The 23,476-nt window shown below is 27.1% G+C and carries 30 protein-coding genes and 1 pseudogene; 4 read left to right on the top strand and 27 right to left on the bottom strand.

What is annotated here, in order from left to right:
• Positions 1–120: 120 nt before the first annotated feature.
• Together ACH36K_RS09435 and ACH36K_RS09430 are read right to left on the bottom strand one after the other, a co-directional pair.
• A complete protein-coding gene (locus tag ACH36K_RS09435; protein WP_411167384.1) occupies positions 121–1,017 on the bottom strand; it encodes a GNAT family N-acetyltransferase in 897 nt (298 codons plus the stop codon).
• Between the two features lie 130 nt (positions 1,018–1,147).
• On the bottom strand, positions 1,148–1,342 hold the full coding sequence (locus ACH36K_RS09430) for a 2'-5' RNA ligase family protein (RefSeq protein ID WP_411170681.1): 195 nt from the start codon (positions 1,340–1,342) through the stop codon (positions 1,148–1,150).
• Positions 1,343–1,555: 213 nt separating this feature from the next.
• On the opposite strand from ACH36K_RS09430, the gene ACH36K_RS09425 reads away from it, so the two are divergent.
• Positions 1,556–1,771 (top strand): hypothetical protein, encoded by a 216-nt coding sequence (locus tag ACH36K_RS09425; RefSeq protein WP_411167383.1) that lies wholly within the window; start codon positions 1,556–1,558, stop codon positions 1,769–1,771.
• Positions 1,772–1,965: 194 nt separating this feature from the next.
• On the opposite strand, the gene ACH36K_RS09420 is transcribed toward ACH36K_RS09425, so the two are convergent.
• From ACH36K_RS09420 to ACH36K_RS09380, 9 genes are all read right to left on the bottom strand, one after another.
• Positions 1,966–2,403, bottom strand: coding sequence for a VOC family protein (locus tag ACH36K_RS09420; RefSeq protein ID WP_411167382.1), 438 nt, complete (start codon positions 2,401–2,403; stop codon positions 1,966–1,968).
• 302 nt (positions 2,404–2,705) lie between these two features.
• Positions 2,706–3,164, bottom strand: a complete 459-nt coding sequence (locus ACH36K_RS09415) for a VOC family protein (protein WP_411167381.1) — start codon at positions 3,162–3,164, stop codon at positions 2,706–2,708.
• 164 nt (positions 3,165–3,328) lie between these two features.
• Entirely contained in the window at positions 3,329–3,886 is a 558-nt protein-coding gene (locus ACH36K_RS09410) for a GNAT family N-acetyltransferase (RefSeq protein ID WP_411167380.1), read from the bottom strand.
• Positions 3,887–4,057: 171 nt separating this feature from the next.
• The gene (locus ACH36K_RS09405; RefSeq protein ID WP_411170680.1) at positions 4,058–4,888 is read right to left on the bottom strand and encodes a pentapeptide repeat-containing protein; all 831 of its coding nucleotides are present in this window, start codon (positions 4,886–4,888) and stop codon (positions 4,058–4,060) included.
• 282 nt (positions 4,889–5,170) lie between these two features.
• Positions 5,171–5,740 carry a hypothetical protein gene (locus ACH36K_RS09400; protein ID WP_411167379.1) on the bottom strand — a complete coding sequence of 190 codons (570 nt, stop codon included), beginning with the start codon at positions 5,738–5,740 and terminating at the stop codon, positions 5,171–5,173.
• Positions 5,741–5,777: 37 nt separating this feature from the next.
• Positions 5,778–5,891 carry a hypothetical protein gene (locus tag ACH36K_RS09395; protein WP_411170679.1) on the bottom strand — a complete coding sequence of 38 codons (114 nt, stop codon included), beginning with the start codon at positions 5,889–5,891 and terminating at the stop codon, positions 5,778–5,780.
• Positions 5,892–6,067: 176 nt separating this feature from the next.
• Entirely contained in the window at positions 6,068–6,325 is a 258-nt protein-coding gene (locus tag ACH36K_RS09390) for a hypothetical protein (RefSeq protein WP_411167378.1), read from the bottom strand.
• Between the two features lie 322 nt (positions 6,326–6,647).
• Complete coding sequence (locus tag ACH36K_RS09385; protein ID WP_411167377.1) at positions 6,648–7,001, bottom strand: helix-turn-helix domain-containing protein; 354 nt, start codon at positions 6,999–7,001, stop codon at positions 6,648–6,650.
• A 178-nt stretch (positions 7,002–7,179) separates the two neighbouring features.
• On the bottom strand, positions 7,180–7,464 hold the full coding sequence (locus ACH36K_RS09380) for a hypothetical protein (protein WP_322390243.1): 285 nt from the start codon (positions 7,462–7,464) through the stop codon (positions 7,180–7,182).
• 480 nt (positions 7,465–7,944) lie between these two features.
• Between ACH36K_RS09380 and ACH36K_RS09375 the strand changes: the two genes are divergently transcribed.
• The gene (locus ACH36K_RS09375) at positions 7,945–11,160 is read left to right on the top strand and encodes a discoidin domain-containing protein (RefSeq protein WP_411167376.1); all 3,216 of its coding nucleotides are present in this window, start codon (positions 7,945–7,947) and stop codon (positions 11,158–11,160) included.
• Positions 11,161–11,366: 206 nt separating this feature from the next.
• On the opposite strand, the gene ACH36K_RS09370 is transcribed toward ACH36K_RS09375, so the two are convergent.
• Entirely contained in the window at positions 11,367–11,891 is a 525-nt protein-coding gene (locus ACH36K_RS09370) for a biotin transporter BioY (protein ID WP_411167375.1), read from the bottom strand.
• 249 nt (positions 11,892–12,140) lie between these two features.
• Between ACH36K_RS09370 and ACH36K_RS09365 the strand changes: the two genes are divergently transcribed.
• Positions 12,141–13,121 carry a biotin--[acetyl-CoA-carboxylase] ligase gene (locus tag ACH36K_RS09365; RefSeq protein ID WP_411167374.1) on the top strand — a complete coding sequence of 327 codons (981 nt, stop codon included), beginning with the start codon at positions 12,141–12,143 and terminating at the stop codon, positions 13,119–13,121.
• Positions 13,122–13,167: 46 nt separating this feature from the next.
• Here ACH36K_RS09365 and ACH36K_RS09360 read toward each other — a convergent pair whose 3' ends face one another.
• The 15 genes from ACH36K_RS09360 to ACH36K_RS09290 form a co-directional block, all read right to left on the bottom strand.
• Entirely contained in the window at positions 13,168–13,509 is a 342-nt protein-coding gene (locus ACH36K_RS09360) for an SdpI family protein (RefSeq protein ID WP_411167373.1), read from the bottom strand.
• 236 nt (positions 13,510–13,745) lie between these two features.
• Entirely contained in the window at positions 13,746–14,285 is a 540-nt protein-coding gene (locus tag ACH36K_RS09355) for a GNAT family N-acetyltransferase (RefSeq protein ID WP_411167372.1), read from the bottom strand.
• 96 nt (positions 14,286–14,381) lie between these two features.
• The gene (locus tag ACH36K_RS09350) at positions 14,382–14,861 is read right to left on the bottom strand and encodes a hypothetical protein (protein ID WP_411167371.1); all 480 of its coding nucleotides are present in this window, start codon (positions 14,859–14,861) and stop codon (positions 14,382–14,384) included.
• A gap of 81 nt (positions 14,862–14,942) precedes the next feature.
• The gene (locus ACH36K_RS09345) at positions 14,943–15,482 is read right to left on the bottom strand and encodes a hypothetical protein (RefSeq protein ID WP_411167370.1); all 540 of its coding nucleotides are present in this window, start codon (positions 15,480–15,482) and stop codon (positions 14,943–14,945) included.
• Between the two features lie 350 nt (positions 15,483–15,832).
• On the bottom strand, positions 15,833–16,021 hold the full coding sequence (locus tag ACH36K_RS09340; RefSeq protein ID WP_411170678.1) for a hypothetical protein: 189 nt from the start codon (positions 16,019–16,021) through the stop codon (positions 15,833–15,835).
• A gap of 108 nt (positions 16,022–16,129) precedes the next feature.
• Positions 16,130–16,594: a pyridoxamine 5'-phosphate oxidase family protein gene (locus tag ACH36K_RS09335; RefSeq protein WP_411167369.1), complete on the bottom strand. Its 465-nt coding sequence runs from the start codon at positions 16,592–16,594 to the stop codon at positions 16,130–16,132.
• A gap of 204 nt (positions 16,595–16,798) precedes the next feature.
• Positions 16,799–17,146: an NUDIX hydrolase gene (locus ACH36K_RS09330; RefSeq protein WP_411167368.1), complete on the bottom strand. Its 348-nt coding sequence runs from the start codon at positions 17,144–17,146 to the stop codon at positions 16,799–16,801.
• 25 nt (positions 17,147–17,171) lie between these two features.
• Entirely contained in the window at positions 17,172–17,408 is a 237-nt protein-coding gene (locus ACH36K_RS09325) for a hypothetical protein (RefSeq protein WP_411167367.1), read from the bottom strand.
• Between the two features lie 114 nt (positions 17,409–17,522).
• Positions 17,523–17,957, bottom strand: a complete 435-nt coding sequence (locus tag ACH36K_RS09320) for an NUDIX hydrolase (protein ID WP_411167366.1) — start codon at positions 17,955–17,957, stop codon at positions 17,523–17,525.
• 254 nt (positions 17,958–18,211) lie between these two features.
• Positions 18,212–18,724 (bottom strand): adenylate kinase, encoded by a 513-nt coding sequence (locus ACH36K_RS09315; protein WP_411167365.1) that lies wholly within the window; start codon positions 18,722–18,724, stop codon positions 18,212–18,214.
• A gap of 2 nt (positions 18,725–18,726) precedes the next feature.
• Positions 18,727–19,413 (bottom strand): helix-turn-helix transcriptional regulator, encoded by a 687-nt coding sequence (locus tag ACH36K_RS09310; RefSeq protein WP_411167364.1) that lies wholly within the window; start codon positions 19,411–19,413, stop codon positions 18,727–18,729.
• Positions 19,414–19,611: 198 nt separating this feature from the next.
• A complete protein-coding gene (locus ACH36K_RS09305) occupies positions 19,612–20,322 on the bottom strand; it encodes a DUF5131 family protein (RefSeq protein WP_411167363.1) in 711 nt (236 codons plus the stop codon).
• A 13-nt stretch (positions 20,323–20,335) separates the two neighbouring features.
• Positions 20,336–20,785: a hypothetical protein gene (locus ACH36K_RS09300; RefSeq protein ID WP_411167362.1), complete on the bottom strand. Its 450-nt coding sequence runs from the start codon at positions 20,783–20,785 to the stop codon at positions 20,336–20,338.
• 169 nt (positions 20,786–20,954) lie between these two features.
• Positions 20,955–21,287 (bottom strand): DUF3784 domain-containing protein, encoded by a 333-nt coding sequence (locus ACH36K_RS09295; RefSeq protein ID WP_411170677.1) that lies wholly within the window; start codon positions 21,285–21,287, stop codon positions 20,955–20,957.
• 31 nt (positions 21,288–21,318) lie between these two features.
• Positions 21,319–22,293 (bottom strand): ROK family protein, encoded by a 975-nt coding sequence (locus ACH36K_RS09290; protein WP_411167361.1) that lies wholly within the window; start codon positions 22,291–22,293, stop codon positions 21,319–21,321.
• Between the two features lie 929 nt (positions 22,294–23,222).
• On the opposite strand from ACH36K_RS09290, the pseudogene ACH36K_RS09285 reads away from it, so the two are divergent.
• A pseudogene (locus ACH36K_RS09285) lies at positions 23,223–23,375 on the top strand (DUF6262 family protein); the annotation flags it as partial.
• Between the last annotated feature and the right edge of the window lie 101 nt (positions 23,376–23,476).

The following is a 23,476-nucleotide window of genomic DNA, read 5'->3' as shown; positions in this document are numbered from 1 at the left end:
TTTACTTCATACTAAAAAAAGTAGCTCCTACAGCTAAAAACTTTTAGGAACTACCTGTTGTATATTAATTATACCATAAATATAATAATATTGCTTAAATCTTTCTAATAATATATATTGTTAAATATTTACTTTATAATAATTCATCACTGATTCTTCTTTAAAGCCACAGGATTTATATAAATTTAGAGCATTTTTATTTTTAACTTCTACATCTAACTCAACATCATATATACACTCTTTATTTAAATTACTCAAAACTTCCATCAAGGTTTGTCTTCCATACCCCTTACCCCTGAATTCTGGAATAATTCCAAATCCACTTATGAAGGCAGTATTTTTATCCTTACTTACTTTTATTTTACCAATAGTTTTCTTATATAATTGGATTAAATAAGTAATAGTATTATTCTTTTCTTCATCTTCTGGTAATATTAATTCACTGCTTACATATCCAAAGAAAACCTTATTTAAATTCTCAATTTGATCTACATCTTCATTTTTACACTTCACTAAAGAAATATCTTTATTATTTTCCCGTATATCATAGTTTAAACACTTCATTCTACATTCAGAAAATGAATAAATAGCTTCTGTATTTTTTATAAATTCTATTGCTGGAGTCGACTTATCATCGCAAAGTAATAATATCTCATTAAAATTTCTTTTCTTACATTCATCAATAACTAGTTTAATAAGTTTTGTAAATATGCCTCTTCTTCTAAAGCTAGGATGAACTATTCCATTTATTTCAGCAACATTTGCTCCAAAGCTTGAAATTCCTATATATCCTATTAAATCATCATTAATATAATATAAAAATTCATTTATATCATTTAATGATTTTTCATAATCTTTATAAATTTGTGTTCTATACTCTAACTCTAACTTCAAATTTACTTTATCTTCTTTTATACAAATATCTTCTAACTCTTTTATTTCCCTATGTTCCTTTTCATTTATATACTTTTTAAGAATAATATGTTGATCTAATACTTTATTATTTATATTAACCAAACAAATCCCCTCCCCATATTTATATTTACTCTTCCTCTTTCATAAAAAAAATAATTTATATAGTAAGTCCTTTAATTTTTTAGATAAACCATTTACGACTTCTCTGCGTGTTTTAAGAAAACTATAGAATTTATTTTAAATCAAATGAACCATCTCTAAAATCACCTGTAAAATCCTTCAAAGAAACACTAAACTTCTTTACATCTTTCAAAGCCTCATTAAAATGTTCTTTTAATTCATTAGTAGATATATCACTTTCAAACGGGAAAACAATGGTGATATGTGGGTCAATACAATTTGCAAGTGGGTCATACTTTCCCCTTATACTTTTAATAATATTAATGTTATTGAAATCTAGAAATAAAATTACTGACCTTTTCGAAATATCACTCCTATAAACTTATAATACCTTTAAAACTTGTGAAAATTAAAATATATACTAATTATAGCATTATATTCATATATTATTTCAATATAATAGTTAAATTTATAATTTTTGTATATAATATATATTAGAATAGTGGAGGTGATGATGTATATGAAAAAGTTAAATAATTATACAAATTGGGGATTGCTATTTTATGTTATTTTCTTGTTATCAAATTGCTTTAATTTATTTCCAGAATTTATAAAAGGATTAGGTGTAGGATTAGGCTTTACATTAATCTTTATTGGAATATATTCCGAAAAACACGATATGTCTAAATTAAGAAATTATAAAAAAATGCTATTAAGACGAGTATTATCAAAATAGCATTTGCAATGAATATTTAAAGAGGGATAATGTCCCTCTTTAAATATAATATAAAATCAGCATTATTTTAAAACAAAGCCTAAATTTAAGGCAAAACCCATCTTAAATTCATTATAAATAATGCTATGCTTAAATAAATTTTTTATTTATAATAATTTACATCATAAGAATAGGATGAATTTTAAATCAATGTATTAATTCAAATAATTTGAGTTTTCAAAGTAGGTTTTATTGCTATAAATAAGTCCTATCCCAATCAATCTTTTATCAATATCTTCAATAACAAATTCATAACTACCATAATCTGTTTTATGTGGTTTTGATACTATATGAACACCTTTGGAAACAAACTCTTCATAAATTATATCAACTCCACCAACTGTGTCAGTATCAATATAAGCATCATAACCTGCACCATATCTTTTAGTGTTTGATTGCATTTGCCCAAACTTCGATTGTACAATTACAAACTCAATAGAATCTCTATATATCGTTGCAAAATTATCACGCTTATCATAATGTGTTGCAAATTTAAATCCCAGTTTTTCAGCATAGAAATCTACAGTTTTTTGTACATCTTCAGATATAAAAACTGGACATACATTTATTAATTTAACTTCATTATTTTTCAATAAGTTCCCCTCCTTAATTTTGTAATTAGCAATGTCAATATTAGAATATAATTATTCATAGTATATTAAATTTGCTCAATACATACAGGCTGCATCACTTATTTTTACGAAATAAATTAACTTTAGATAAAATGCATATAAGCAAAATAAATCCTAATCTTAGTTAAGTATCATCAGTAAATATTCCCTTATTTAATAACTTGATAACTTAATAAATAATCATAATTTCATCTCATAAAAATTAATTATTTCTAAATATATTAAGATTATTGATTATTAAATCAGGAAATTATAGTGATTTTTTACATGCAGGACTTCACAAAATCTATAGGATGCTGAATTATTGCAGATGTTTCTTCAACAGAATATCCTTCTGATAAATATCTTTTTGCAATAATAGCCATAGATTCACCAATTTCAATCATATGGTAATCAGGATCATAAATTCTAATAACCCGTTGCTTCCATTCATGCATTTTAGTTTTATGAACATACTCAATATTAGTGTATGATTCTAATTTCTTAACAAAAGTGTTAAAATCATCAACCTCAAAATACAACTCCATATTGTTAGACTTTTTAAGTATAGATTCTTTTCGTATATCTGTTAGCCAATGAAAATCTTCTTGTATAGCAAATCCCCCACTAAATGTCACATTTCTACCAAAGTCAAAAGTAACAGTTTGTTCAAATAATTCACAATAAAACCTCTTCGATACTTCAACATCTTTTACAGCCAATAAAGCTAATTGGAATTTCATATAACACCTCTTAATAATCTAACTGAATTTTACTTTACAATATCTTACCATCATTAATTATAACATATTTTCAAATATTTGGTTATTTAATTTTCAGATATAACAGCTTTTATCCATTTCATAATATAATTAGATTATGTATAATAAAATAATGTACGAATTTATCAGTCATTATTTTTATATAAAAACTTTCCCATTATAACCGTATTATAATAATTTCCATCTTTATGAATACGATCATTTATTAATAATCCTTCTTCTACAAATTCATATCTTTTATATAATTCAATTGCTTTTTTATTTGTTTCTACAACAGTTAATGAAATTTTTTTAATTCCTGCAGTATTTGCCCATATCAAAATATTTTCTAGTAGTACTTTACCAATCCCATATCCCCAGTATTCTTTTAATATACATATTCCAAACTCTGCTTTATGTCTAAATCTACTTAGTTTATTTCCTTCACAACGTGTAAATCCTACTATCTTTCCATTTACCTCTGCTATTAAAAATAAAGTTGTTTTTGATATAGTATCTTTATAAATTATTCTTTCAAAATCTTCTGGAGTTAACAACCCTTCTCCTGGCTCCCTATCAAGGTTTTCTGTTTCTCCATCTATTTTAACTCTTAGGTTAGATAATTCCTCAGCATCTGCTTTTGTTGGACAACGAAGTATCCATGCTAAATTTTTACCTTCAATTCTTTTATCCTTAATTACCATAAACTTCTCCCATTAATATTCTTAAATAAAAAATATCGTATACTCTATTTGAATAATACGATATTTTCTATTTTTAATTTTATCCTTCACTTTTGTATTCTTTCTATGATTAATATTCATTTATAATATAAACTATATAGTTGAATATACTTTTTATTTTTGATTACTTAATCATTTTAACCAGTGATCTGGTTTAATTAGTGATTTAGGTAATCTTGTATTAACATCACCTTTAGCACTATTAATTTGAGCTTGAGTTAAGAAAATACTATTAATTAAATTTGCTCCACTTAAATCCGCATCCCTTAAATCAGAACCAATTAAATCTGCCCAACTTAAATCTACGCCTCTTAAATTTGATGCAATTAGAAAAGCTCCACTTAAATTTGCACCTCTTAGGTCTTTTTTTCTAAGATCTGCACCCATAAGATTTAAGCCCCCACCTATTGCTTTCTTTCCTTTTAAAGAATTCTTACCATTATTAACTTTTTTCCTCAAAAATCCTCTAGTTTGTAGAAGTAAAGAATTAACGCCTACTCTAATGGATGTTAAATCTAAATTTATAATTGATTCTGCCTCTAAATGCGTTAGATTTTCTATTTCATCTATCTTTTCAATCAGCTTGTCTTTATTTATATTGCTATTGTATTGTAACCTAACAGCTTCATTAAGATACCAGAGCATTTCATGAAGTTGCTTCATAATAATAAAAACATCAAACATTTGCTTTGAAGACTCAGGATTTTCCTTCCAATCACGTCCAGAATAAGTAATTTGAGCTACCTTTTGCCCTGCACCAATGCAATCATATGCTATACAACCTTTTAGTCCCTTTTTATTAAGATCTTCATGAACTTTACATTTAAAATCACCTTTTAAATTAATACAAGGTTTACCTGCATCTTTATTAACTGGAAATCCATCCATAGAAGAAAAATATAGTGCAACACAACATAGTCCAAAGCACTTTTCACAATCAGGCTGTAGTTCTTTATAATTCATTTTTATCCATCTCGCATTCATAAAATATATTATATAAATTATATCATATACATATTATTATTCAATTTCTAAAGATATTTTCTCCCTATTATTCATTAAAATCTATAGTTATTGTATTCCTACCTCCTGCTGCTCTTATAGTAAACTTATTTTCATAAATCACTATACTAATTTATCTCATTCATCATATAACCACAGAAATTATTAATTTTATATTTTTTACCTTCTAATAAATAATTCTTTTGGTAATAAGATAATGCTTATAGTATTTAGAATCTAAAACTAAAAATCATATTTAAAATACTCCTTAAGGAATTTAGCCATAGGTTCTTTTTCACTATCTCCCCCTATATAATCTAAATCTTCATCATAAAAATACAAATATGCTATGCTTTTCTTCTCTTCAGATATTCCAATCATACCAAAGGACTTAGGATATTTCGTGTTAGGAGTACCATTGTTATCTATAACTCTAAATGTATAACTCTCTACTGAAAACTCATATTCAGGAATGTAGTATTTACTTTTATCAAATTCGGACTTGATTTTTTCATCTAAAAAAGTATATTGTTCATTTAATTTCTCTTTTTCACTCTCAAATGTATTATCATCATAGCTCACAATAAGGGCAACTGAATGAGATTCAAATATTAACATAGATTTATGTGTATATTTGTATTCTATATTCTTATATTCAGGCAAATCTTCTAGCTCTGGCATAATATCTTTTGCCTTTGAATCAATTAATCTTCCACTATTAAGATAATCTTCAACATTTAAGCTTTTATTACTACAACCAGTAATAAAAATACTAAAAGCAATTGCAATAAAAATAAAGTATTTTTTTCTCATTAAAAATCACCTTTCTAAAAATAATTACTTATTTTCTTTAATTAGATCCATATATTCCTCCTAAAATTGAGGTCATTAAAACTTGCATTATACTTTGCCCAACTGGATAATGCCATAATCCAAATAAAATCGAATATATAATAGCTGCTATAACTGGAGATTTAATTAGAATCTTAACAAGTTGCTTTCCTATTCCATCTTTTGAAAATCCTACTGTTGAAAATATTGTTTTTTTGAATATGACATGTTAATATAATAAATTCTATAATACTTAGGCTTAAAATAATTGAAGTATCTATAGATACTCTTTTAGCAATTTATTTATATTTAAATAATATACACACACTGAGCATATGCTAAATAAATAAGCAGTATTAATACAAAACTAGAAAAAATTATAATTTTCTTTCTTCTATCAATATTATGGCTATTATCAACAATTCGTCTATTTAAAACACCAGTAAGCATTGGTAACATAAAAAACAATGATATTCTTTCACTAACTGAATATATTAACAAAATTAAAGTAACTATATTTATAGCTACTGCTGAAACAACTGGGTTTTTATATATTATTGACATCATATCTTCTTCCCGCTCCCTTAAATCATGATTAATTAAAATATATATAACTTATTTTTAATAAATAGCTTAACTCTAAATAAAATGAGTATCAATAATACAAATTCTAGTCTTAGATAATCCATGTAAATCCAAAATCAGCTTCTACATTTTATCCTTAAATTCATTATAAATAACTTCTCTATCCTTTTAACTACCAAAGTCCTCTTCAAAATATCCACAATCACAACATATATATTTTGTAGATGTAGAAATTCTAAAAGCATTAATACTTAAGGCATTATTGTATCTGGTTTTATCATGTGCTTTCACTATTTTATTTGAATTACATCTTAAATCTTGATGTTTCAACCCATTTATCTAATGCTTTTTTACTAAATATAAATTGTCCAGATATTTGCACACATGGTATCGATTCATCTTTAATAATTACTTGAGTTAATCTTTCCTGACTTATACCCAAGTATTGTGATGCCTCATCTAATGATAAAATATCTTTTGAATCTAAGTTATTATTTTCTTGACTAATTGTATTAGTAATATTAAATAATCCTTGGCTTATCCCCTCTCCAATGAATCGTCCATTATTTTGCATACCATTAGATATTATTGAAGCACTAATAATAATTGAAAGTGATAAACAAAAAATAGAAATAGGTAATAATTTTTCTTTTGACATAGCACATTCCCCCTACTATTAATTAATATTTTAAAGTATCTTTATAGTAAACCAATGCAATTATTCTATATGATTTTAAATTGTCCTCTATCTTAATTGATACCTTTGCATCTAGTCTATAAAAAATTATTTATTCACTTTAAAGAAACACTCTATATAAATCTTGTAAGATACTATATTAAATTAGTGATGATATAGCAATGAAGCCTAGAAAAATTGTAGATAAAGCCATTCCTGCTTTTCCATAATAACTTTCTCTATTTTTATATCCAATTAAAATAGATATACAAAATAAAATAATAGATACAATTGAATATGGAAGTGGTATTCCTAAAGAATTTAATATATGTTGACCTATATACTTACCACCTATATAGGTAAATGAGAATATTACAGCTATTGAAGATATTATTAAGGACATATATCCGTTGTTACTTTTTTTAGAATTTGTTATTTCTTTCATAATTCATACCTCTTTCAAAATTTACTTTATTAATTAGCTCTGTTAGACATTTTCATCTAAGACAACTTATTAATAAAACATTATAACCAAAAACAATCCATTTTTTAGGTTATATGTAAATAATAACATATATTTCTTCTATTTAAATAATAATTTAAATAATCTCTAATAAAAATAATTAAAGGAACTGTCGTACTAAATAATTAGTGCACAGCTTTATTTTTTGCAAAAAGATTCTATCGTGAATCAGACGTTTTATTAATTAAAACTTCCATTAAATATTGATTGCATGATACTAGCTAACGATTCATTGCGTTTACTAAGTCAATTCGTAGAGGAACAACTAAAATTGAGTCTACATAGATGAATTAGATATTAGGGTATATATTTTATTGAAAATTAGTAAAAAATATGACACAAAAATGGCTAAATAATAATAAAATATTTTGTAATAACTTTAATGAGTATAAGGAATATTTTATGAAAAAACTTAAATTTCTATTTATTTGTTTAGCTATGATGATATTACTTGCATTAACAAACTATAACCCAGGTATGAAAGTAGTCTTTGCAGCAGATACTACCAATATAGCTTTGATGAAAGTCGCAACGGCAGATAGTTGGCAAGCCATATATGGAAACAATCCTGATAAGGGTAATGATAGTAGTTTATCCACAAAATGGTGTGCTAATGATGGAGCGTGGGGACATTGGTGGAAAGTAGATTTAGATGGATTTTATTCAATTACTGGTTCAGAGGTTACTTGGGAAAAAGATAATAAAATTTACAAGTACAAAATAGAAGTATCAAGCGATGATAAAAATTGGACTACAGTAATAGATAAAACAGATAATACTAATAAAAATCAAATACAAAAGGATGATTTTGTTATAGATAACGTTAAGTTTGTGAAGATTACAGTTACAGAAACAGAAAGTGGAATCTGGGCTAGTTTTTATGATTTTAAAGTATTGGGAAAGGAAGCTCTTGGAGAGCCATATGTTTCTAATACTTTTACACCAAGTAGTACAGAAAGAAAGAACATGAATTTTAATACTGACTGGTTATATAGTAGTGAAGATATATCGAATGGTATGGATATTGAGTTAGATGAAAGTAGATTCACTAAAATAAACATACCTCATGCAAACAAAATTTTAACAACTAGAGAAAATATTGATAGCAGTCAATTTCAATTTATATCTTGGTATAGAAGGCATTTTAGTTTGCCTTTAGATTATAAAAATAGTAGAGTTATTGTTGAATTTGAGGGAGTAGGTACATTTTCAAAGATATATGTTAATGGTACATTTGTTACAGATCATAAGGGAGCATATACATCCTTCAAAGTTGATATAACAGATTATATAAACTTTGGAGATGCTGATAACGTTATCTCTATTAAAGTTGATTCTACTGAAAGAAAAGATATTCCACCAGAAAATTTCTTAGTGGACTATTATTTATTTGGTGGTATCGCAAGAGATGTGAATTTAATAATTACAAATCCTTTATATGTAGATAGAACATACCTAGTTACATCTCCAATTGATTACAATAATACAAAAAGTGTAGTAGTTTTGACTAAGACAAATGTAATTAATACAAGTGATAGTTTAGTAAACTGCAAAGTTAAAACAAATATAGTGGATAAAGATAATAATATTGTTGCTATTGCAGAAACAGTTGGAGATGTTCCAGCTAATGGGTCTTATGAATTTAACTCTCAGACTACTAGAATAGTAAATCCCGATCTTTGGCATCCAGATAATCCGTATATGTATAAAGCTTATACACAAGTAATTTATAATGATGAAAACGTAGATGAATATATAACTCCAATAGGTCTTAGATGGATTGAGTTTAGTAGTAAAGATGGCAAATTTTATATAAATAATAAATACTTAAAGTTGAGAGGACTAGATAGACATGAGACATTTCCTTATATAGGACGCGCAGCCGCTGATAGGTTACAAAGAAAAGATGCGGATATCCTTAAGTATGATTTAGGATGCAATATGATAAGATGTTCTCACTATGTTCAAGATCCAGAATTTTTGAATAGATGTGATGAGATTGGATTATTAGTATTAGAAGAAGCTCCAAGCTGGGGAAATATAGGAATGTCTGATTGGAAAGAAGTATTTATTAATAACATAAAAGAAATGATTTTAAGAGATAGAAACCATCCAAGTATAGTAACTTGGGGAGTACGGGTTAATGAATCTATAGATGACAATACTTTTTATAAAAAAACAAATGAAGTTGCAAGAGGACTAGATCCAAGTAGAGCAACTACAGGATCAAGGTTTACTTCAAATTATTTAAGTACATTTTTAGAGGATCTATTTGGATTTAATGATTTCACAGGGGGAATAAAGGCCCCTAGAGTATTGCCGTGGCTTGTAACAGAATATGAAGGACACATATTTCCAATAAGATCTTTTGATGATGAAAGTAGGCTTTTACAAAATTTCACAAGACATGCTAGCGTTCAAAATGAATCTTATGGAAGAAGCGATGTATCTGGAGCATTAGGATGGTGTGCATTTGATTATAATACACCTATAAGTGATAGTGTTAGCAGCAATAATATAAGATATCATGGCACCTATGATCTTTTTAGAAATCCAAAGCCAGTAGCTGCGTTTTATAAATCTCAAAATAATAGAGATTTATATGGAAGTATGGTATATATAGCAAATTATTGGACACCAAATGTTCCATCAAATATAACTGTTGCAAGCAACTGTGATGAAGTTGAAATTTTTGTTAATGGAGTATCTAAGGGCATAAAGAAACCAAATACTTATATGAATTTACCGTATCCATTAACTGTTTTTGATAATATTATCTATGAAACTGGAAATATACGAGCAGAAGGAAGAGTTAATGGTAATGTTGTAACAACATTTACAAGATATACTCCAGGAACTCCTAAAAAGATTATATTAAAAGCAGATGATACATCTATAGTAGCAGATGGAAGTGATACAACTAGAGTTTATGTAGCTGTTGTTGATGAGAATAATCAAGTAGTACCTTATGCTGATAATAATATAAAGTTTACTGTTAATGGACCATGTACATTAATTGGAGAGAACCCATTTAAATTAGAAGCTGGACAAGGCGCAATATTTATACAAAGTAAACTGGAGGATTTAGGACAGATCACTATAAATGCAGAATCAAATGGATTAATTAGTAGTGACATAACAATAGATACAACTGAACTTAAAGATTCAAGAGTACCTTGTAATTATAGCAATAAAACCATTGATCCACAGCCAGGCGATAATTTGGCTTTAAATAAATTTGCAACTTCTGATAGCGAACAATTAGGAAAAGGAAATAGTGCATATAAAGCTAATGATGGAAATTTATCAAGTAGATGGTGTGCAAACAATAGCAATGCTAATCATTGGTGGAAGGTTGACCTTGGAGATATTTATCCTATAGATGGAGTAGAAATTAATTGGGAATATGCAGAATTATATAATTACGTAATAGAGGTTTCAATTGATAATAATAATTGGATAAAGGTTGTAGATAAGAGCAATAATGACAGTAATGAGAAAAATCAAATGAGTGGCTTTTCAAAAGAAAATGCTAGATATGTTAGGATAACAGTTACAGGACTAAAGAGTGGTTATTGGGCTAGTATGAATGAATGTAAAGTATTTTATGCAAAGTGATATATTGAATAGAAAAATTGAAGACATTATGATATCTTTTGTTAATTTATAAGCTATAAGGTTTATGAGGTACTACTCTAATGATTAAAATAAAGGTGATAAAAATAACATGAATTTGATGATGTTAATTTATAATATTTTTAAGGAGCTATCGCACTAAAATAGTTAGTGCACAGCTCCTTTATAAATTACTTTCTAGTATATTTTTAAACTTTTAAGATTTTATTTAGTTTTACTGCAATGTATGAACTTAAAAAGCACTTAAATATATCACCAATTATAAATGGAACTACTGCTAAAGATAATGCAGACATAATACTAATTTTTTGTGATATGCTCATAAAGACTGCTCCAAAAGCGTATAGTACAGGCATTCCTACAAATATTGTAACAGCTAAATATCTTTTAAAGCTGTTATTCTTTCCTTTTAAATAGCTCATTAATGGAGCAATAGCTAAAAATCCTAATATAAAACCACCTGTTGGTCCAAATAATTTACCAAATCCACTTGTTCCTCCTGAAAAAACAGGTAATCCAAAGGCACCCAATAAGATGTATAATAAAACAACTATAAATGATTGCTTAGGTGTAAGTATTAATGCTACTAAATTAATTGCAATTGTTTGTGCTGTTACCATTGTAGGAGTAAATGGTAGTGGAAAAGAAATATATGCTGATATACAAATTATTGCTATACAAATTGACATTTTTGTCAATTCTTTTATTTTCATATTAATCCCCCATTTCTATGTATTCTGTAAAATTACATTTAAAACACAATATATTGTTAACATTTTTATATATTTCATCACTTATTTGAGTTAATGATTTTGCAAAATCTTTTATAAAGTAATCTAATATATTCTATATAATACTTCCTATTTTTATAATAGTCAACTATTTTTATATTTTAAGGTGACAATCATTATGGTATAATATATTAATAAGATAACAATAATGAAAATAAAATAGGTGGAAACATGAGTGTAAAAGATAAAACTTTAAGTGTACTTGAAAATAACAAAGGAAATTACATATCTGGTGCTGATCTTGCTAAAGAACTTTCAGTAAGTAGAAATGCTATTTGGAAAGCAATAAAATCATTACAAAATGAAGGATATAATATTTGTGCTGTTACTAACAAAGGTTATTGCCTTTCTACTGATACAGATATCCTATCTTCTCAAAGTATTTCTAAATATTTAAATAAAGGTGATAATGATTTTAATATTAATGTTTACAAAACAATTAATTCAACTAATAGTGCAATAAAAGAGCTTGCACTTAATGGAGAAAAAGAAGGTACAGTAATTATTTCAGAAGAACAAACTGAAGGACGAGGAAGATTCGGTAGAAAGTTTCACTCTCCTAAAGGTACAGGAATTTATATGAGCATTCTTCTACGCCCACAACTGCATGCTTCAAAGGCTTTTCTTATTACTGCTGCTACTGCTGTTGCTGTTGCTGAAGCTATAGAAAATGTTTCTGATAAAGAAGTTAAAATTAAATGGGTTAATGATATATATTGTAATAATAAAAAAGTCTGTGGAATATTAACAGAGGCATCTTTTGATTTTGAAAGCGGTATAATTGATTATGCTGTTTTAGGTATTGGTATTAATGTAAGAACACCAAAAGAAGGCTTTGCAGAAGAAATTAAAGACATTGCTACAGGTATTTTCGAATATGAAACTTCAGCTTCATCTGATATTAGAAGTAAACTTATAGCTGAAATTTTAGAGCGCTTTTGGAACTATTACAAACATATTGAAGATAAATCTTTCCTAAAATCATATAAAGAAAGATCCCTATTAATCAATAAAGAAGTAAATATACTTTCTAGTAAATCCTCTGAAAGAGCTGTAGTTCTTGAGATTGATGATGAATGCAGACTTAAAGTTAAAATGGAAGATGGTTCTATTAGATTATTATCTTCTGGTGAAGTTAGTGTTAGAGTATAAAAAGAGGATGTATCAAAATAAATTTTGATACATCCCCTTCTAATTTTTATTTATACAACAACTTTCTACTTCCGTCTTTATTAAAAACTTTTCTCAAGTGTACTTCATCAAGAACAATCATAATAACAACACCTATTAAAACTATTATATTTTGATAACCTATACTAATATTTTTAATTAAGTAATTTAAAACAAATTCTAAAGCAACATAAATGAAGCCCAATATAAGAAAAGTATTGCCTGAATATTTTTGTGCCTCATTCCATGTATCTTGATTTTTCATTGATAATGGGGTTCTATAACCATATATAGAATTCATTTTTCGTGCTGGAAAAGTCTTAAGTATAAAACCAGCCACTATACATATTATTCCTACAAGACCTATCATATTTACCTCCTAAATTCATTCAAAATTTAAATATTGCCATAATAAATTAATACTATTTTACTATTTATCAAGTATATAGGTATAAGTTTCTCCTCCAAATCAAACAAAACTGTAGTTACTTAAAATAATTACTTAATACCTACAAGAGTACCTTGATGAAAAACCATCTTACAATTTCCATCATTGCATTTCCATATTGAACTACGAATTGAAGATTTTTCATTATAATACACAACTTAATGAAAATACTCTGAATTTAAAATGCTATAATAAAGTATATTAACCTCTTTATTGTCTAAGAATTTTAATCTTTCTTTTTTAGTAAACCTATATTTAAATCCACACTTTTCATTTACTCTTTTAGAATTATTATTAAAATCAAAATGACCACACCAAATTAAGTCTAAATTTAATTTATTAAAACCATAATCAACTAAGCAATTTACAGCTTCAGGAACATAACCATTTCCCCAATATTTAGGATTTAAAACATATCCTATTTCTCTTTGCTCTAAATTAGTCAAATTAATATCAGGCTTTCTCCTATGCAGCCCAATACCACCAATAACTTTATTTTCAGCCTTTAAAACTATGGCATAAGTGTCATTATTACGTATAAACATTTTTATTTTTTCTTTACTTTCATTTTCATCTTTATGAGGTGGCCATCCAGCATTTGGACCCACTAAATCACTTTTAGCATATTCATATAAATCCGCGCTATCACTTTCCTTCCATTGCCTTAATACCAATCTATTGCTTATCAATTTTTCCATTTAATACTCCCCTTTTATCTCACAACTTAATACAATTTTAAACTAAATAACCATATAATCACATATACTTCTTTTATAGCAAATTATTAATAGAATTTATTGATAATATTTTATTTCTTTTAAGTGCTGATTGTGTATTCCTATATGACCAATTCCAAGAATTATTATAGATATAATCATCCAAATTACCTTTCCATATACCCCTAATAGTAAAAATGCAACAACAGGAAGAGTTGCTCCTGGCACAGGAATACCATAGAAACTGCGATAAAAATTTTTTAAAGTATGTTCCCCTATAAAATATCTAATCCAATATATCTCGTATAAAATCATCAAAATGAATGATGAAATTAACCATAGACTCCATAGAGAAAAATGAGTAGGATTGAAATCAGAGAAAATCAAAGCACAACATGTTACAGATACTTGTCCAATACGTTCAAATAACATCAATAGTTTATTTTCATTGCTATAATCATAATCTTCTGGCTGATGCTTTGTCCATATAATGTTTGGTATAAATAACATCAACAAATAAATTAATCCTATATATGAAAATCCTAAATGTCCTATCATAGAATCTCCTCCAAATAATATATATAGTTATATTAATATTCAATAATTAGATTAATTAATACTATATTCTATCCGATAAATCTATCTAGGAAATGCATACTCAATACAAGTTGAATAAATTCTACCATAATAATAATCAGATAATAGCCCTTTAGTATATTTCTGATATGCTTCTTGACATATTTTTTCTATTTTTTCTGTATTATCCTTAGTCATTGTTAATTTTATAATTTTATTAAGTAAATCATCTTCTATTTGATTTTTAAGCTCAATTACTAAATTCATTCTATCTTCATCACTTAATAATTTCATATATAAATAATCACTTTTCTGAAATGAATTTATCTTTTTTGAATGTCCTCCTCCATGATATGTTTCTGCCACTAATTCAAAAAGCTGTCCACATTTACTACATTTAAAATTATGGATCATAAAATCATCATACCAACCTCCAGCTACTGCTCCTGTTTTGTCAAATTCACATGATTCTTCTATCAATAATATTTTATTCTCATGAACTGTTGTAAGCATCTTATCTTTATAACTAATGTATGCTTTTCTGTAGTCTATCGGACATGTAAACTTATCTATTAAATAAATAGAATCACAAATTATACACATTTTATTCTCCAATCTAAATTAATAAGTATGTAATTATATACTATAATTACATACTACTCTGAGTCTTTTGAAACGAACTCTTCATCATACTATAACTACGCCTATAATACCAAGTATCTTTTTAAGTTCATTAGTTATATCATTTTAAATTTAAAAATCCCAGCACCAATATATATTTTATTTTCTCTTAATTTAAGACTATTTTAAGTATGACATATCACTTAGTCGTTTAATAATACGTTTTCCATCCTTTGTCTCACTTAAAAATGAAATACCACCTGCCATACCAAATAAGTCACATTTATTTAGCATACTAACATCTAACCCCAACCACATTGCATTAAAAATACTTAGTGTATCGCCATGGATACTATAATGATATTTTCATGTTTATCTGATAATATTATTTCATAAAACGATGTTAATCTATTCCATACATCTCTACGAGATTCTGCATCATTAAAAATCTTATCATCTACAGTTTTTTCTTGACATTCAATATTTTCTCTTAACCATTGAACTGATTTTCCCACTGCTATCCCTAGATTTCTTTCTCTTAATGTTTCAGTAATAATAGGAGTAATATTAAGATATTGTGAAACTTAATAATTAAAATCCTCTTTAAATGAATTTTACTAATAATAAAATTATCTTCTCCCTTTTCCAGAAATATGATCTATACTTATCTTTATAACTTTAGTTTTATCACTTGCATTTTTAATATATGTTTTGCCTTTTTCTATATAATCTGCTGAGTACTTATTTATTAATTCTAAAAGAGCTAAGGTTTTTTCGTCATCAAAAACTTCTTTTGCTCTTCCAAATATTATTACACTTTCATATTTAGTACTAAATTTATCTGGTAATACATCAGTTTGCCCAACTACACAAAAAGATACTTTATCATTTTTCTTTATATTCTCTAACTTATGTCCTTCTACAGCACTATGAAAATATATTGAGTCATTTGCATAAACATAACTTAACGGCACCCCATACGGATACCCATTTTCATCTACTGTAGATAAAATTCCATACTCACATTTTTTTAATACTTCTATTACTTGTGAACCTTCAATTTCTCTATCTTTTCTTCTTATTTCCTTAAACATCGTTAACTCTCCTTCTATAAAATATTTATTATCAAGTAAATTTTGCTCAAAAATATTGGTGTATATTAATTTAATTTTATTCTATAAATGAGGACTCATTCCCCTAATTTTATCTTCATTTTCTATTACTCTAATAATATCTAAAAAATACCGTATATTCACTCTAAATAATACGGCATCTTATTAATTTAGATAAATTAGAATTTAGTCAAATAATGCTTTCCAGTTTGTACTTTGATATGCTTCAAAACACATTTTGATTTGTTCTTCGTTATTTTTTTCTGTTGCTAACAATGGTAAGTTATCTAATGAAAAATAATCACTTTTTATTGTTTCAATATTTGTCTCAAATTCCCCATCTATCAAAGAACATAACAAAAAAACTTTACATACTTTATCTAAAAGTATATCTGACTTTAAGCTTATCATTTCTGCTGAAATTTCTCTAATTCTTTCGAAACGTTCTATATCAGACTTATCTTTGCAATAGTATAGTGCTCCTTGTGAAATACTTTGCAGTTCAACAGCCCACTCTAATAACTTATTATCCATTTACTATTTCTCATATTATTTTTATCTATATTTTATAAATTCCATTAGGATTTTTCCTAAAAAAATCCTCAATCTCATCTAATTTTTTCAAAGCTTCGTCTTCATCTTCATAGCTACATATCTCAATTGTATTTTTCAAAAAGAATAGTTGAGAACCATAAGTTCCTTCTAAAATAAATCGTCTTAGAATTAACCTCTCTTCTCTAATAGAAAACATCCTTATGTTTATAAGCTTCATGTTATCCCTTGTCCTTATTATCATAAATGTTCTTCCTTTTACTTAAATTTAAATAATTATTTATCAATTAACTTTATAGTTTGTTTTCATATACTACTTTTTAATACTTAAATAAATTTCATTACCTCTTGTTGATTTTTACCATCCATAAATGTCAAATTGAACACCAGACATATAATTTTCTATTGCTCTCTTGATATATGGTATAGTATTAATTGGAAGATTTTTTATTTCAAACCATGATAGATCATCGCATTTTTCTGGCTCCATATTAACTATCTCATTATTCCATGAGTCTGTTGCAAGAAAAAAGTCTATTCTTTCAACTTCTGACTTCCTATGCATAACTCCCACAATCTCTAGGTTATTTGAATTAATATCTATTCCTGCTTCTTCCTTTGCTTCTCTTATCATTGCTGCTTTTACATCTTCGTCTCCATCTAAATGCCCTGCAACTACACTATAATTTCCATCTTCGTATCCTGTATTAAGTCTTCTTAACAACAATATCTTGCCTTCTTTAATAAGTAAAAGATGTGCAGCAACTGGCATTTTAAATTTTTCACTTGCCAAATGAATCTCCTCCTTTTATAGTACAAAATATAAAACAATTATGCATAATTGTTTTTATAAACTTCAATAAAGTTTTAAATATCTCACTATTTAATTTTCTAATCTTATATTTTCTTAATTACCTTACAATAACTTCACATTCTGAAATAAAGATTAAACTAATTTGTATTATATCAAAATTATTTCTAATTTCTTAGTTAAATTGAAATTTGACGGGCTGAGGTTATGCTCATAATCTCTATGGTAAACGGAAATTATAGTTCAACATCTACCTTGTATTCTTCATCAATCAGAATATAATCGCATCTATATTTTTTACACATTTCTAAATTAGAATCATTTTCTTTTATCAGCATTTCTGGACTTAAAAATGAATCATCAAGGCGACCCTCTATTACATTTGCATATCCTTTAATATCTAAAAAGTTATTATCAATATATTTTTCTGTCATTACAAGACAATAATACTGAATGTGTTCAAGATATTCATCGCTGAAATCATCCTTCCAGTTGAAAGGAATATAGCACCCTTCAACAACCAAATTTTGATTGTTTTCTATTGCGGTTTTTGCCATTTCCCTTACGATCGGCCATAAGTAATTTGTTAATAGGTCATCATTTTCCGGCGTAAGGGTAGTCTGTCCACTGCGAATTAAACCCATCTTCAAATGGTCTATAGATAGATATGGATAACCGTATTTTTTAAGTAACTTCTGTGCTAAAAGTGTTTTTCCTGTATGTGAACTACCGGCAATTAGAATTATCATTATTACTCAATAGCAATATATACATCCATATAATAGATACCCTCTTTATTATATTCCTTTTCAAAACATGATAAGACTTCTTTATTTTCTTTATGACGTAGACCATTTACTTCCATATATCGTATAAGTGTTTTGTATGCATTCGGAATCATGGAGAATGGTGACTTAAATGGCTCCCTAATCGTAATAACTACATACTGCTGGTTTGCTTGTATAATTTTCTCCGAACAATCTAGTGGAAAATCCTTCGGTATTATACACGCAACTGCATAGCCATGCATATGGTATACATTTATCTGTTCCTGTGAAACAAAAGGGAAATCCCAGCCAATTATTTCAGGTTTCTCAATGCCACAAAAAATAGCCCAATCGTATATATGTTTTTTTGCATCATCTTCTGGTTCACCACTAATTACTACATATTTGACATATTGGAATGAAGGCACCATTTTTACACGAATATTTGTATAAGCTTCGTTGTCCGAATTCATATTTCCCAGTACCATTTCATCTAAAGAACAAGAAAAAAGTTTGCAAAGTGTAATAGCCTTTTCCATTTCTGGAAAAGCAGAATCCATCTCCCATTTTGATATTGTTTGTCTAGATACATTCATTTTTTCAGCCAATTCATCTTGCGTCATTCTTTCATGCATTTTTCTAAGAAACTGTAAATTTTGTCCAAAACTCATTTTATTATCCTCCTATTTAATTGATATCTAAAGTGTAACTGATTAAAAATGAGAAGTACACCAACTTACATTTTCTCTTTTTTAAGTATGTGCAACTTGAAGTTGCACGCTGTAAATACTGCATATATAAATGAGTTTCTATAATCTATTATATAAATTCTATTTTCCAATCTACTCTGCATATTGGAGTTTGTATAACTATATATTGTAGTTTATATTTGCCAACTTAGCTTGTTTACATAAATCTTTCACTTGCAACTTATACAGTTTTCCATCCTTTATAAAATTTGTGCCACACTGCCTAAATTCAAAGTTAACATTTGCCTTTACACATTGACTCCTTATGTCAAGTACCCAGTCATAATCTAATGTTCTTGCGTTCTTATCAGATTCACCACCAACTACAACAAGCTCAATATCTTTTAAATAATTTTCAATATTTATTTTTTCTAATAATGGTTGAGCTGTTATACATTTATGCTTTATAGGTAAATCTTTAAAAATAGATAATTTATAATCAGCATTTTTTTGATTTTCTATAGTGCAACATATAATCACATTTTCGTAACCATCATTCCAATCTTCAGGTATACAATAGCTAAATCTATCTATTCTTTTAGTTAAAAATAAGAACTTTAAATCACTTCTTTTCTTTATCATTCTCCAACATTCAGCTCTCCAAGCATCTGCTTCTTCAATAAAGAAATCTGATGAAAAGCATAAATATACTGTACCTGATTTAAACTTATAAGTACCATTAGTTAGTTTTTCTATTGGTTTATAAAAATCATTTGTTTTAATTATATTATTAGTATCTATATTCTTTTTAAAATCACCTTTATGAATATAACAATATTTGCAACCATCACTACATTTTTTACACCCACGCCAAGGATTCCACATATCCATACTTAATTACCTGTTAAAACCTTGACTTATCATAATTATACGGAATACTGGTACCAACCACTACATCATCTATTTTTTCAATAATTAGCCAATCATCCATATTGCTTTTATGGTCAAATTCTAAAGGAGTTATTTCTTCTACATTCTCAAACTCTACTAAACATAAACACTTTTTATGCCATCTTTGTTTTTGCTTTTCCGTTAATTGTAGTTTATTATTATCTTCAATATTTTTTGTTATTTCTTCATCATTTAGCTTAATGAAATTTTGAACATCACAAACCACGGCTTTAGCTGTTATTTTCTTTGAACCTTTTTCCATGAAATATAACACTTCATCCTTGAATACTCTACTATGTGGGATTTTTCTACCAGCCGCACCTCTGATAATCATAGTTTTACTTCCTTCTAAAATTTTTGATAATTCTTTTGTTTTATCATCACAATAAACCAAGTGTACCATTCCCTATACCTCTTTCTTTTAGTAATTTATCTTTTATACTTGAATAACAAATTCCTATTTTCCTGTATGTTATACAAATTATACCATATCATTGTTGGTATAATTAGTTTATTTCTCTAAATCAAATTTTAGTGAAATACAAAAAGCCAATGATTTAAATCACTGGCTTTTATTTATTTTTTATCTTACCATTTTTATTAACTTCATATATCCCTTTTATAATTCCTACTATTACAACAAAAGTCTGTGCAAAAGTTACATAATTATAATACTTGCTATTAAAAAAAACACCTATCACACCTAATAGAATAATAATTAAGCCCGTATATAGCATGTTTCCTCCCATTATCCTTGATACTTTATCTTTGTCATGTTTTTTTTCATCAAATCCATTTAGCATATCTCCTGCATTTTGACTTTTAATTATCCAACCTAAGAAAGTAAAAAATCCTCCAAGAAGAAATGTAATTATAATTAATCCATAAATATCTACATCCCTCATCACTAACACTTCCATATCTCCCCTGGTTTATCTATTCTTCTTTTCTCATATGCTTACTTGCATAAATTGCAGCACCTAGCATTCCAGAAGCATCCCCTAAATATGCTATTATAATCTCACAAGTATTTTTTGAGATTTGCAACGCATGTGCATCTACAATTTCCCTTGCAGATTTCAACAATCGTTCCCCAGCTGCAGCCATTCCGCCACCAATAATAATACATTCTGGATTATATAAATTGATTACATTAGCAAGCCCATAACCAAGCAGTTCTCCAGTTTCATAAAAAGTATTTATAGCAACCTCGTCACCTTTGTCAAAAGCTTCAGATACCATTTTTGCAGTAATTTTGTCATAATCGCCTTTTACCCATTCATGGATTATGCTATGCTCTCCCTCTTGCATTTTTTCTTTTAATGTTCTTAACATGCCAAGAGCAGATACATATCTACCTAAACAGCCAGAACTTCCACAACGACAGGGCCGACCTGAGCGATACATGTTCATATGGCCAATTTCTCCTACACTTCCAGTAGCACCGTATAATACATGACCATCTACTACAACACCAGACCCTAACCCAGTACCTAAAGTTAACAGAACAACATTTCTTTTGCCTTTTCCTGCTCCAGAATACCATTCTCCATATAAATTCATCCGCACATCATTATCAATAAATGTGAGAATTTTTAATTTGCTTTCAAACCATTGTGATACAGGGACATTTTCCCACTTTAAGAAATTTGGTGAAAATTTTGATATTCCTGTTTTAGTATCCAATAATCCAGGAACTCCAATTCCCATACAAAGTATTTGACTTTCTTGAATGCCAGAACCTTTTAATAATTCTTGAATACTATTTAACATTCTTGATAGAACAACATCAGAACCTTTTTCAGCTTGTGTCTGTATCCGACATTCTGCAACTTTTTCAAAATTGGTTGTAAATATAGCAGATTTTATATTTGTACCACCTAAATCTATACCAATATAATAGTTATTCATATCTTATCTCCTTAAATTCCTATTTTCCTAAAAGTTAATGCATAATAAAATACAATTGTTAATAATATATAAAAAAATCCTCTTGCTAACAGTTTACTTCTAGCTTTTATAAATCTTCAAATTTTCTTTCTATTATTTACTTTTAGATTTTTTATGTAAATATCTAAATATAATGCCTTTTGGAAATTATATCATATTTTTATATAAACTGTATATTTTTAACCTTTTTATTTGTTTGTATATAATATGCTTTTTTATTTTATTCTATCATCATTTACGAGTATCTCTCTCTCTTGTATTAATTAAAAATATAAAAAACACCTTACAAATTCATAAGATGTTTTCACTTTGTTATTTTCTTTATCCCATCATTTAAGCCTTCTTTTTAGCATTTAATGATTCATTTATGTGAACTACATTATGCCTTTATATATTTTTGTATGCCCTGGAACTAAAGGCATATCTTGCTTTATAGCCTCCTTATCAACTGTTATTAAAGCATTATTTGAAAATATGGCTCCTAAAATTTCTTGTTCAATTATTACTTCTTAATTTGTAAACATAATATCCATCCCCTTAATCAATATAATCTTCTATATTCATATTAATATTTCTTTTAAGCTCAGACTTGTATTTACAATAGTTACGCCATATTTCCCCATTATTCATAAATTTTTTTATATCATTAGGCTTGCTTATAAAATTTTCAAAATCCCAAACATAGTTATAATAATACTCACTTTTATAAACCTATTCTTAAATGATCATATTTTTTAATACTACTAAAAAATATTTTTATTTCTACATGTATTCCAAAGAGATTATATAAGAATTTGACTATGTTAGAGGAAAATGTTGATATGAAAATAACTATAAGCAAAAAAATATATAATTTGATAAATTATGGTAATTATAGTAAGCTATATATAATGAATGAAAGAGTTAAGTATGATAAGACAGCTAAATCTAAAGATATTATCATAATGGCAAAAGATAAGAAAATTAAAGAACTTGAAAAAGAAAATAAGAAATTAAAAGAAAAGTTAGAAATCTTAAGGGGCAGATCATATGAGATAATCTAGTTTTATTAGTTCACATTTGTAGATTATTGTAAGCATTTTTAAGAGAACCTAAATGATTCCCTTAAAAATGTCATAATTTTTCCAGCATTTTTAGCTGTTTA

Origin of the sequence: Clostridium sp. MB05, assembly GCF_046581255.1 — a bacterium.
GTDB lineage: Bacteria > Bacillota > Clostridia > Clostridiales > Clostridiaceae > Clostridium.
Note: the sequence above shows the minus strand (reverse complement) of the source record. Positions and strands in the feature narration are given on the sequence as shown.